Consider the following 11,873-nt stretch of genomic DNA (forward strand, 5'->3'; position numbering starts at 1 on the left):
AAGCATTAGCTTATGAAGTTCTTCGTTCGGCTTGAGCGTGCGCTCACGAAAACTGATCCGGCGATTTTCCGCGTCCCTGATCCGTTGATCGCCTTATAAGAAAACAGACTTAAAAAATTCATAAATATCCATTTAGAAATTAGACCAAAGGCCGATAGCATTCCCTCACCTGCGCGTTGGAAAAGGCGCTGTATATAGCTGTTTGATCTGATAATTTTAGAAATAATTCTTTTTGGGTTTAACAGAAAGCCATTAACCTACGCACAAAGGACAGCGGACTAGACAAAGGTCGTAGACACGAAAAGTTACGATTGACTTGTCAGTCACTGTCTGGCGCTAATCGCGCATCTGTAGCACCGAGACGTCAGATTTCGGGCTAAAGAACTACAAAAATTAGAAATGCAAAGGAGCAAGACAATGAACAAGTCCACCTTGGCCGTGGCTGTGGCCGTAGGTTTGTTGGCACAACAAGCGGGCGCTGCCGGTTTTATCGAAGACAGCAAAGCCACGCTGAAACTGCGTAACTTCTACATCAATAACGACAACCGCGATTCGGGCACACCCAAGAACGCCAGCTACCAAGAAGAATGGGGCCAAGGCTTCCAGTTGGACTTCACCTCTGGTTTTACCCAAGGGACAGTCGGTTTTGGCGTTGACGCTATCGGTCTATTGGGCGTCCGTCTTGATTCCGGTAAAGGCCGTCACGGTAACCCGACCAGCTCAAACTATGGTGGCACGGTATTTCCTACCGACAGCGACGGTCGTGCAGTCAATGATTTCTCCAGCCTGGGCCTGACCGCCAAAGCCAAGATTTCCCAGACCGAACTGCGTTACGGCACCCTGATGCCGAAACTGCCGGTCATCTCCTACAACGATGGTCGTCTGCTGCCTCAGACCTTTGAAGGTGGCCAGATAACCTCCAACGAGTTCAAGGACCTGACCCTGATCGGTGGTCAGATCGAGCACGTTAAAGGCCGTAACTCCAGCAACAACGAGCAGATGTCGATTGGTGGCGCGAGCGCTCGCACTGCCAACAGCAACAAGTTCATCTACGCTGGCGGCGATTACAAAGTCACCAAAGACCTGTTGCTGCAGTACTACTACGGCAACCTGGACAAGTTCTACAAACAGAACTTCCTCGGTCTGGTACACAACTGGTCGATCGGCCCGGGCGTGTTGAAAACCGACCTGCGTTATTTCAACAGCCGTGATGACGGTAAAAATGCGTACGACCCGGCTTACTTCAGCAACGGCGACTACAGCAGCAGTGTTAACGGTAAAGGTAAGGTTTCCAACAACCTGTACAGCGGCCTTTTCCTGTACACCGTTGAAGGTCACACGTTCGGTGGTGGCTATCAGGTGAGCAACGGCAGCAGCGACTTCCCGTGGCTGAACCAGGGCGACGGTTCGTCGAACTACACCATCACCGACATGCAGATCCAGAAGTTCGGCCGTGCCGGCGAGCGCACTTGGCAAGCACGCTACTCGTATGACTTCGCCAAGGTGGGTGTACCCGGCCTGACCGCCGGCGCTGTTTACCTGCGCGGTGACAACATCGACACCTACAGCGGCGGTAAGCAAACCAGCAATGGCGCTTCCGAGTGGGAACGTGACATCACGGTTGCCTACGTCGTGCAGGAAGGCCCGCTGAAAAACCTGGGCCTGATGTGGAAAAACGCCATGTGGCGCAACGACATTGCCAACCAGCGCGATCAGGACGAAAACCGTCTGATCGTCAGCTACTCGATCCCGTTGCTGTAATTCGGGCGTAGCGCAAAGGTAAGAAAAATCCTGCCCGGCGCAATGCCGGGCAGGGTGTTTACCGAAGACCAGAACGATCAATTCGCAACACAATCATCGTCGCAGCTCCCTGCCGCTCCCCTTGCCTAAACCAGAGTCCAGAGTGGACCCGGTGCTTTTGGGCGTCCAATGAAACACTTTTTAATATTCGATTCTGATCTAAATAAATCGATATTCATTCTTTTTAATTCATTCATGAGGCAGGCAGAGTGAGGCTTCTACGCCCCGCCAACCCTTATAAAAAGGAGCTGCACCATGAGCCTCAGACTCGGCGACATCGCCCCCGATTTTGATCAGGATTCCAGCGCTGGCCCGATCCGCTTCCATGAATGGCTGGGGGACAGTTGGGGGGTGTTGTTTTCGCATCCCGCGGACTTCACCCCGGTGTGCACCACGGAGCTGGGCTTTACCGCCAAACTCAAAGATGAATTCGCCAAACGCGGCGTCAAGGCCATCGCGCTGTCGGTGGACCCGGTGGATTCACACCACGCGTGGATCGATGACATCAACGAAACCCAGAACACCGTCGTGAACTTCCCGATCCTGGCCGACGCCGATCGCAAGGTCAGTGACCTGTACGACCTGATTCATCCCAATGCCAGTGACACGCTGACCGTGCGCTCGTTGTTCGTGATCGATCCGAACAAGAAAATTCGCCTGACCATCACCTATCCCGCCAGTACCGGGCGCAATTTCCACGAAATCCTGCGGGTCATTGATTCGCTGCAACTGACCGATCACTACAAAGTCGCCACCCCTGCCAACTGGCAAGACGGCGACGAAGTGGTGATCGTGCCGTCCATCAAGGACGAGGAGGAAATCCGGCAGCGCTTCCCCAAAGGCTACCGTGCCGTGAAGCCCTATCTGCGCCTGACGCCACAGCCGAACAAGTAACACAGCCTGAGCGCCCTGGCCCGGTGTCGGAGTGCAGCGGGCCGTTGGCCGGGGCGGCGGCGAGACGGAATACATGCCTTGTCGCATATGCAAATAAAGAATAAACAAATGAATAAATATGATTTATGGATATAAAAATCGCCTGTTATGGTCTGTCCACTCAAGCGAAAACGCTGACAGCGGTTTGCACACATTCATGCAAGGAAATCTCTAGATGCTGGTCGTGACACTCGGAGGAAGCCCAAGCCAACGATCCCGTTCCGGGGTGTTGCTGGACCGCGCCAAACACTGGCTCAACCAGCAAGGCGTCGAAGTGGTGAGCTATCAGGTGCGTGATTTCCCGGCTGAAGACTTGCTGCATGCGCGTTTCGACAGCCCGAAGATCATCGACTTGTTGCAACAGATCGAAAACGCCGACGGGCTGGTCATCGCGACACCGGTGTACAAAGCGTCGTTCAGCGGCGCATTGAAAACCGTGCTCGACCTGCTGCCTGAGCGCGCACTGAGCCACAAAGTGGTGTTGCCGATTGCCACCGGAGGCAGCATCGCTCACATGCTGGCGGTGGATTACGCCCTCAAGCCTGTGCTGTCGGCGCTCAAGGCACAGGAAATGCTGCACGGCATTTTTGCTGACGACAGCCAGATTGCGTATGGCGAAGGCAGCGCTCAGCCCCAATTGGCCCCGGTGCTGGAGCAACGGCTGAACGAGTCGCTGGAACAGTTCTACAGCGCTCTGGCCCGTCGCCCAAAACCGTTGGACCCGAACATCCTCAACGACCGTCTGGTGACGGCTCGCTGGAGTATTTGAAACACCCGTTTATGTCGTCCCACCTTACTGATCCGCTAACGGCTCGGCAGGTGCTATCTGAATCTCGAATAACAAAAGGAGAGCGCCATGCGCCCTGTCATTTTGCGTCGAGGTCTGGTCGCACTGTTTGCTGCGGCTGTGTCCTTCGGCGTTGTGTTGGAAGCCCAAGCGGATGCCCTGCGCATCGGTTATCAAAAGTACGGCACGCTGATGCTGCTCAAGGCCAAAGGCACGCTGGAAAAGCGTCTGGCCGAGCAGGGTGTTGACGTTCAATGGACTGAATTCCCCGGTGGCCCGCAACTGCTGGAAGGCTTGAACGTCGGCTCGATCGACTTTGGCGTGACAGGCGAAACGCCGCCGGTGTTCGCCCAGGCCGCAGGCGCCGATTTGCTGTACGTCGCCTACGAGCCCCCGGCCCCCACCAGTGAAGCAATCCTGGTGCCCAAGGACTCACCGATCACCTCGGTCAGCGATCTCAAAGGCAAGAAAGTTGTGCTCAACAAGGGCTCCAACGTCCACTACTTGTTGGTGCGGGCTTTGGAAGACGCGGGCCTTAAGTACACCGATGTCCAGACCGTCTTCCTGCCCCCGGCCGATGCGCGAGCCGCCTTCGAGCGCGGCAGTGTCGATGCCTGGGTGATCTGGGACCCGTACCAAGCCGCCGCCGAGCAACAACTGCACGCCCGCACGTTGCGCGATGCCAGCGGTATCGCGGACAACCATCAGTTCTATCTGGCCACCAAGCCTTACGCCGAACAGCATCCCAAGGTGATCGAAACCCTGGTCGATGAAGTGCGCAACATTGGCGACTGGGCCAAAGCCAACCCTGACGAGGTGACTCAGCAAGTGGCCCCGCTGCTGGGATTGTCACCCGACATCACGCTGACAGCGGTCAAGCGTCAGGGCTACGGCGCGCAGTTCCTGACCCCGGATGTGGTCAACGCGCAGCAAAAAATCGCTGACAGCTTTCACCAGCTCAAGCTGATCCCCAAGCCGCTGGTGGTGAAAGACGTGATCTGGACGCCACCGGCCGCTGTGGCCAAAGCCCTTTAACGCTTGCCGTACCCATTTAGGAGACCACTCCATGAGCCTCAACATTTTCTGGTTCCTGCCTACCCACGGTGATGGCCATTACCTTGGCACCTCCGAAGGCGCCCGCGCTGTCGATTACGGTTACCTGCAACAAGTGGCACAAGCCGCAGATCGGCTGGGTTTTGGCGGCGTATTGATCCCCACCGGCCGTTCCTGCGAAGACTCGTGGCTGGTGGCCGCGTCCTTGATTCCAGTGACCCAGCGCTTGAAATTTCTCGTGGCCTTGCGCCCCGGCATCGTCTCGCCCACGGTGGCGGCGCGTCAGGCTGCGACCCTGGATCGACTCTCCGGCGGGCGCGCGCTGTTCAATCTGGTGACCGGCGGCGACCCGGAAGAACTGGCCGGTGATGGCTTGTTCCTCAGCCACGAAGAACGCTACCAGGCGTCTGTGGAATTCACCCGCATCTGGCGTCGTGTGCTGGAAGGCGAAACCGTTGATTACGACGGCCAGCACATCAGCGTCAAAGGCGCCAAGTTGCTCTACCCGCCGATCCAGCAACCGCGCCCGCCGCTGTACTTCGGGGGCTCTTCGGAAGCGGCGCAGGACCTGGCCGCCGAGCAAGTCGAGATGGTGCTGACCTGGGGCGAACCGCCCGCGGCGGTCGCTGAAAAGATCGAACAGGTGCGTGCCAAGGCCGCCAAGCTCGGTCGCACCGTGCGCTTCGGAATACGCCTGCACGTGATCGTGCGCGAAACCAATGAAGAGGCCTGGAAAGCCGCTGACAAACTGATTTCCCATTTGGACGACGACACCATCGCCCGGGCGCAGGCATCGCTGTCGCGTTTCGACTCGGTGGGCCAGCAGCGCATGGCCGCCTTGCATGGCGGCAGCCGTGACAACCTCGAAGTCAGCCCTAACCTGTGGGCCGGTGTGGGGCTGGTACGCGGCGGTGCAGGCACGGCGCTGGTCGGTGATGGCCCGACGGTGGCCGCGCGGGTCAAGGAATACGCCGACCTGGGCATCGACACGTTCATCTTCTCGGGCTACCCGCATCTGGAGGAGTCGTATCGCGTGGCGGAATTGCTGTTCCCGCACCTTGATGTCGAGCGTCCCGAGTTGCCGAAAAGCGCCGGTTACGTGAGCCCCTTTGGCGAGATGGTGGCCAACGACATTCTTCCCAAAGCTGCGTCGCAGAGCTGAGGCGGGCATGAGTACGGGGAAGGCGTCGCGCCTCAATACGATCGGTCACAGCCTGGCACCCTGGGTTTTGCCCGTGTTGCTGCTGGCGATGTGGCAGTTATCCGTGTCGGCGGGCTGGTTGTCGACGCGGATCTTGCCTGCGCCCAGCGCCGTGATTGCCGCCGGGGTCGAGTTGGTGCGCAGTGGCGAAATTTGGAAGCACCTCGCCATCAGCGGCTGGCGCGCCGGGCTGGGTTTTGTGATCGGCGGCAGCATCGGCCTGGCATTGGGCTTTATCACCGGCCTGTCGAAGTGGGGCGAGCGCCTGCTCGACAGTTCGGTGCAGATGATCCGCAACGTGCCGCATCTGGCGCTGATTCCGCTGGTGATTCTGTGGTTCGGGATCGACGAGTCGGCCAAGATCTTTTTGGTCGCGCTGGGCACGTTGTTCCCGATTTACCTCAACACCTATCACGGCATCCGCAACGTGGACCCGGCGCTGGTGGAAATGGCGCGCAGTTACGGGCTGTCGGGTTTGAGCCTGTTCTGGCAAGTGATTTTGCCGGGCGCCTTGCCCTCGATTCTGGTGGGCGTGCGCTTTGCGCTGGGCTTTATGTGGCTGACGCTGATCGTGGCTGAAACCATCTCTGCCAGCTCCGGCATTGGCTATCTGGCGATGAATGCCCGCGAGTTTTTGCAAACCGACGTGGTGGTGCTGGCAATTGTTTTGTACGCGGTGCTCGGCAAATTGGCCGACAGCGCGGCCCGTGGGCTGGAGCGCGTGTGGTTGCGCTGGCACCCGGCGTATCAAGTGGTTAAAGGCGGTGCAGCATGACAGCTCAACAACCTCCGCGTTTGCGTCAGGGCATTCCGCTGGCGATCAACGGCCTGCACAAAGCGTTTGGCGAACGTCAGGTACTGCGCGACATCGATTTACACATTCCGGCCGGGCAGTTTGTGGCCGTGGTGGGGCGCAGCGGCTGCGGTAAAAGCACGCTGATGCGCTTGATCGCCGGTCTCGACCAACCCACGGGTGGCGAACTGCTGGCGGGCAGCGCGCCCCTGCGCGAGGCCCACGGCGACACGCGCCTGATGTTCCAGGAAGCGCGCTTGCTGCCGTGGAAAAAGGTCATCGACAACGTCGGTCTGGGGCTTAACGGTGACTGGCGCCCCAAGGCCCTCAAGGCCCTGGAAGAAGTCGGTCTGGCCGAACGGGCCGATGAATGGCCAGCGGCGTTGTCGGGCGGGCAGAAACAGCGTGTGGCGTTGGCCCGCGCGCTGATCCACCAGCCGCGTTTGCTGCTGCTGGACGAACCGTTGGGCGCGCTGGATGCCCTGACCCGCATCGAGATGCAGCAGTTGATTGAGCGTTTGTGGCGCCAGCATGGTTTCACCGTGTTACTGGTGACCCACGACGTCAGCGAGGCCGTGGCCATTGCCGACCGCGTGATTTTGATCGAAGACGGCGCCGTGGGGCTCGACCTCACCCTCGAATTGCCGCGCCCTCGGGTGCGCGGTTCACATCGGCTGGCGGCGCTGGAAACCGAAGTGCTCAACCGAGTGCTCGCTTTACCCGGTTCGCCACCCGAACCGGAACCCGTTGCACCGCTGCCCACGCAATTGCGTTGGGCGCAATAACCTTTTTTTTCAATCCCGAGACAGGAATCGACACCATGACCATAAAAGCCATCAACGTGCGCAACCAGTTCAAAGGCCACATCAAGGAAATCGTGCTGGGGGACGTGCTGTCTGAAATCGACGTGCAGACCGCTTCCGGCATCGTCACCTCGGTCATCACTACCCGCTCGGTCAAAGAGCTGGAGCTGGTGGTGGGCAGCGAAGTGATCGCCTTCGTGAAATCCACGGAAGTCTCGATCGCCAAGTTGTAAGGCGTGAGTTATCCACAACCCCGGAGGGCGTGAGCCCTTCGGGTTTTTTTGTGGACGCTGTTATTTCTGGGTGCCGTCGTCGTGTTGCAGGTTGGCCTGGGTCAGGTTGCAACCGGCGGGGACGCTGCGGGTCAGCCACACGTTGCCACCGATGGTCGAACCCTGACCGATGGTGATGCGCCCCAAAATCGTGGCCCCGGCGTAAATCACCACGTCGTCTTCGACAATCGGGTGACGCGGGTGGCCTTTCTGCAACTGGCCGGATTCGTCGGCCGGGAAGCGCTTGGCGCCCAGGGTGACGGCTTGATAAATCCTGACCCGCTCACCGATGATCGCGGTTTCGCCAATCACCACGCCGGTCCCGTGGTCGATGAAGAAGCTGCGGCCAATTTGTGCGCCGGGGTGGATATCGATGCCAGTGGCGGAGTGGGCGATCTCCGCGCTGATGCGGGCCAGCAGCGGCAAACCGGCGCGATACAAATGGTGCGCCAGCCGGTGGTGAATCACGGCCAGAATCCCCGGATAGCACAACAGCACTTCATCCACGCTGCGGGCCGCCGGGTCGCCGTGGTAGGCGGCCAGCACGTCGGTGTCGAGCAGGGTGCGCAGGCCCGGCAGCGCCAGGGCGAAATCCTGAATCAGCAAGGTGGCGGTGGCATCGACGCCATCGTCCGGCTGGCCGCTTTGACGTGCGGCGTAGCGCAGTTCCAGCCGGGCCTGCGCGAGCAAGGCATTGAGGGCGACGTCGAGGGTGTGGCCGACGTAGAAATCTTCACTTTCTTCGCGCAAGTCCACCGGCCCCAAACGCATCGGGAACAACGCACCGCACAGCGCTTCCAGGATGTCGGCCATCGCGGCGCGGGACGGCAGCTCTCGCCCGCCCAGTTCGCCACTGACACGCCCGTTTTGCGTGCGCCACTGGTTACGCGCGGTGCGTAACTGCCCGACGATGGTTTGCAATTGCCAAGGATTGGAACGCTCGCTCACGATGAATACTCCGCACGCTGGCGACCGGGTGTGCCGGCCGCGAAAGGGCAATGATTTTACGGTATCAAGGCGTGTCAGTTTTGGACAATTACACTTAATGATGACGATGGCGCCAGATGCGCCAGCCCAGCGCGATCAACACCAGCAGCACCAGCGCTGCCAAAATCGCCACGCTCAAGCCGTTGTAGCTGAACAGCGGCTTCTCGATGCGCACATAACCCGGTTCAGCGAACAATTGGCGCAACGCATGATTGGCCTCGTTTAGCGTCACCGTCTGCAAGCGCTTGGCCGGGTCGGCAAAGCGGCTTTCGTCGTAATCGCCCAGTGCGCTCCAGTAATAGTCGGCCAGCGCGCTGTTGCCCTGCACAGCCCACGCCTGACGCGCGATGGCGGCTTGCTTGAGGCGGGCGAAACGCTGCGGGTCGAGGCCATTCTTGAGCAGTTGGGTTTTCAGTTGCGTCATCACCTGTTGCGCTTGCTCGACATCATCACGCTCAAGGTCGGCGTTCAGGCTCAGAAAGCCCACCCCGCCAAACACTTCGCGCTCTGACCACGGCCCGTAAGACAAGCCATGCTTGAGCCGCAGCTCGCTGTACAGCGCCCATTCCAGATAGTCGCGCAGCAGGTTCCAGGTTTCGTCGCTTTGCCCGGCGATGACCGGTTCCGGCAACAACCAGTGCAGCTTGGCGGTATCGCCCACCACACCGCGCAGCAACACGCGTTCGGCGTCGGCCTTTGCATCAATGTCGGCCAACGGCTTGTGATCGCTCGGCTCGACCGCTTCCAGCGCGCCATAGGTGCGTTCCAGATAGGCCGGCAGCACGCGATCCAGTTCGCCGACGACAATCAGCGTCATGTTATTGGGCGCATACCAATCGTTGCGCACGCGTTCGAGTTGCGCGCGGGTGAGGCTGCGGACGGGCGCGCGTTCGGCGCATTTAAGGCCGAGTTCGACCGCCAGCTGATTGCTCGCGCTGTGGCCCAAATCCTGACGGTCCAGCCAGCGCTGCAAGTGCGAGTAGTGGCCGCCGTCTTCGCGTTCGACCACTTGCTTGGCGTCTGCGATGCGTTGTTCGGTGAGTTGGGTTTGGGTCAACAGGCTCAGTAAAAGATCCAGTACCTTGCGCTGGTTCTTGGCCGGCGCCTCGATCACAAAGGTGGTGTCGGCATGGCTGGTAAAGGCGTTCCACTCGCCACCCAGCGCCTGCATGCGTTCTTCGAGGCCGCCTTCGCCCGAGTCATCGGTGCCGCTGAACAGCAAGTGTTCGAGCAAGTGCGGCAGTTGTTGGTCGGCACAGCTGAAATCATCCAGCCCCACCCCGACCACCAGCCGGATCGACACGTGTCCGCGGTCACTGGTGGGTTTGAGGATCAGTTGCAGGCCGTTGGCCAGTTGGTAGCCTTCAACGCTGGAACGGTCGAGGGCAAAGCTCTGGACGGCGCCGAGCAGCAGGCAGATGAACAGCAGGCAACGCATAAAAAATCCCTGAATCCCTGTTGGGTGTGTGATGCCGTCGATGCGGGTTCTAAAGACTGACAACAGTGGATCGCGCAACGTTCAAGGCGAATGGTGGGTATCGGTCATCTCGTCCAGCAACAGAGCGCCCGTTTCAGAGGTTTCGAGCACCACGTAAGCACTGGCGCAAAACAGGGAGTTGAGGCGCTGCATGTCAGCGATCAGTTCAAGGTGCAGGGAGCTGGTTTCGATGCTTTGGGTGATTTTGCGCTGCAAGCGGCTGACGTGGGCGTGCGCCAGTCGACGTTCCTGCGCACGAAAACGGCGTTTTTCACGCAGCAATTGCCGTGCGCTTTGCGGGTCGCCGGTGAGGAAGACCGTCAGACCCAGCCGCAGGTTGTCGATCAACTGGCTTTGCAAACCGGTCAGTTCCTCCAGCCCGTCTTCGGAAAACGCCCGGCGCCTGGAGGTTTTTTGCTGCTGCACTTTGCGCAACATGCGCTCGATCAGGTCACTGGCCAGCTTGAGGTTGATCGCCAGTTCGATGATTTCCGCCCAGCGTCGGCTGTCTTGCTCGCCCAAGTCTTCGCGGGGCATCTGCGCCAGATAGAGTTTGACCGCGCTGTAGAGCACTTCGACATCATCGGCCAAGGTGCGCATCTCTTGGGTGATGGCTGTTTGCTTGCCGCGTAGCACGTCGAGCATGTTGACCAGCATGTTGTCGATCAGGTCACCGATGCGCAGGGTTTCGCGGACTGCGTTGGCCAGGGCAAGGCTCGGCGTTTCCAGGGCGGTCGAGTCGAGATGACGGGGTTTGACGGCGCCGTTGGCATTTTCGCGCTCGGGCAACAGCCATGCGCACACCCGCGCCATCGGCCCGACCGTGGGCAGCATCAGGAAGCAACGCGCCGTGTTGTAGAGCAGGTGGAAGCCGATCACGAGTTCCTGGGCGCTGTAGCTCAGGCTGTCCATCCACGCGACCAGCGGGTCAAGGACCGGGATAATCAGCAGCAACCCGATCAGCTTGTACAGCAGGCTACCGAGCGCAACCTGCCGCCCGGCGGCGTTTTGCATGCTGGTGCTGAGAAACGCCAGTACGCCGCTGCCGATATTGGCGCCAATCACCAGCCCCACCGCGACCGGCAAGCTGATGACCCCCGCACCGGCCAGCGTCGCCGTCAGCAGCACGGCGGCCAGGCTGGAGTAAGAAATCATCGCGAACAGGGCGCCGATCAAGGCATCGAGCAAGATGTCGCCGGTCAGCGAGGCGAAGATCACCTTCACCCCTTGCGCCTGGGTGATGGGGGCTGCGGCTTCGACGATCAATTGCAGGGCGAGGATGATCAGGCCCAGGCCGATGCCCACGCGCCCCAGTTGCCCGGCGCGCGTTTGCTTGCGCGAGAGGAAGAAGATCACGCCCAGGAAAATCAGCAGCGGCGACAGCCAGGACAGGTCGAATGTCAGCACCCGGGCCATCAGCGCCGTACCGACATCGGCCCCGAGCATCGTGGCCAGCGCTGGCGTGAGCGCCATCAAGCCCTGGCCGACAAATGACGTGACGAGCATGGCGGTGGCGTTGCTGCTCTGCACCATGGCGGTCACCACGATACCGGCGACAAATGCCAGCATGCGCTTGGACACGTTTTGCCCGATGACGTGGCGCAGGTTTGTACCGTAGACCCGCAAAATACCGGTCCGGACAATGTGCGTGCCCCAGATCAGCAGGGTCACGGCGGAAAGCAGATTAAGCAGGGTCAGCATGCAGGCTCCCTGTGCGATGGATGCCCTGGTGGGCCGGATCAAAGGGCTGCGGCCAGCTCCTACAGT

11 protein-coding genes are annotated in these 11,873 nt (G+C 59.9%); 8 read left to right on the forward strand and 3 right to left on the reverse strand.

The features are described 5' to 3' along the window. Positions 1 to 417 precede the first annotated feature (417 nt). From BKD70_RS03460 to BKD70_RS03495, 8 genes are all read left to right on the forward strand, one after another. A complete protein-coding gene (locus BKD70_RS03460) occupies positions 418 to 1,761 on the forward strand; it encodes an OprD family porin (protein WP_047278583.1) in 1,344 nt (447 codons plus the stop codon). A gap of 294 nt (positions 1,762 to 2,055) precedes the next feature. Beyond that, positions 2,056 to 2,694: a peroxiredoxin gene (locus BKD70_RS03465; RefSeq protein ID WP_047278581.1), complete on the forward strand. Its 639-nt coding sequence runs from the start codon at positions 2,056 to 2,058 to the stop codon at positions 2,692 to 2,694. Between the two features lie 214 nt (positions 2,695 to 2,908). Beyond that, positions 2,909 to 3,502 (forward strand): NADPH-dependent FMN reductase, encoded by a 594-nt coding sequence (gene ssuE, locus BKD70_RS03470; protein WP_047278578.1) that lies wholly within the window; start codon positions 2,909 to 2,911, stop codon positions 3,500 to 3,502. Positions 3,503 to 3,589: 87 nt separating this feature from the next. Then, a complete protein-coding gene (locus tag BKD70_RS03475; protein WP_047278576.1) occupies positions 3,590 to 4,555 on the forward strand; it encodes a sulfonate ABC transporter substrate-binding protein in 966 nt (321 codons plus the stop codon). A 31-nt stretch (positions 4,556 to 4,586) separates the two neighbouring features. Further along, positions 4,587 to 5,735 carry an FMNH2-dependent alkanesulfonate monooxygenase gene (gene ssuD / locus BKD70_RS03480; RefSeq protein WP_047278574.1) on the forward strand — a complete coding sequence of 383 codons (1,149 nt, stop codon included), beginning with the start codon at positions 4,587 to 4,589 and terminating at the stop codon, positions 5,733 to 5,735. A gap of 7 nt (positions 5,736 to 5,742) precedes the next feature. Continuing rightward, complete coding sequence (ssuC, locus tag BKD70_RS03485) at positions 5,743 to 6,549, forward strand: aliphatic sulfonate ABC transporter permease SsuC (RefSeq protein ID WP_047278572.1); 807 nt, start codon at positions 5,743 to 5,745, stop codon at positions 6,547 to 6,549. Then, positions 6,546 to 7,352: an aliphatic sulfonates ABC transporter ATP-binding protein gene (gene ssuB / locus BKD70_RS03490; protein WP_047278570.1), complete on the forward strand. Its 807-nt coding sequence runs from the start codon at positions 6,546 to 6,548 to the stop codon at positions 7,350 to 7,352. Before ssuC ends, ssuB begins: the two co-directional genes overlap by 4 nt. Positions 7,353 to 7,387: 35 nt before the next feature. Then, the gene (locus BKD70_RS03495; protein WP_003444581.1) at positions 7,388 to 7,603 is read left to right on the forward strand and encodes a molybdopterin-binding protein; all 216 of its coding nucleotides are present in this window, start codon (positions 7,388 to 7,390) and stop codon (positions 7,601 to 7,603) included. A 60-nt stretch (positions 7,604 to 7,663) separates the two neighbouring features. Here BKD70_RS03495 and epsC read toward each other — a convergent pair whose 3' ends face one another. The 3 genes from epsC to BKD70_RS03510 form a co-directional block, all read right to left on the reverse strand. After that, positions 7,664 to 8,590 carry a serine O-acetyltransferase EpsC gene (epsC, locus tag BKD70_RS03500; protein WP_047278566.1) on the reverse strand — a complete coding sequence of 309 codons (927 nt, stop codon included), beginning with the start codon at positions 8,588 to 8,590 and terminating at the stop codon, positions 7,664 to 7,666. A gap of 94 nt (positions 8,591 to 8,684) precedes the next feature. Next, on the reverse strand, positions 8,685 to 10,067 hold the full coding sequence (locus tag BKD70_RS03505) for a pitrilysin family protein (protein WP_047278563.1): 1,383 nt from the start codon (positions 10,065 to 10,067) through the stop codon (positions 8,685 to 8,687). An 81-nt stretch (positions 10,068 to 10,148) separates the two neighbouring features. Beyond that, positions 10,149 to 11,807: a Na/Pi cotransporter family protein gene (locus BKD70_RS03510; protein WP_047278560.1), complete on the reverse strand. Its 1,659-nt coding sequence runs from the start codon at positions 11,805 to 11,807 to the stop codon at positions 10,149 to 10,151. Positions 11,808 to 11,873 lie beyond the last annotated feature (66 nt).

Origin of the sequence: Pseudomonas sp. BS-2016 (assembly GCF_001806145.1) — a bacterium.
Classification (GTDB): domain Bacteria; phylum Pseudomonadota; class Gammaproteobacteria; order Pseudomonadales; family Pseudomonadaceae; genus Aquipseudomonas; species Aquipseudomonas lundensis.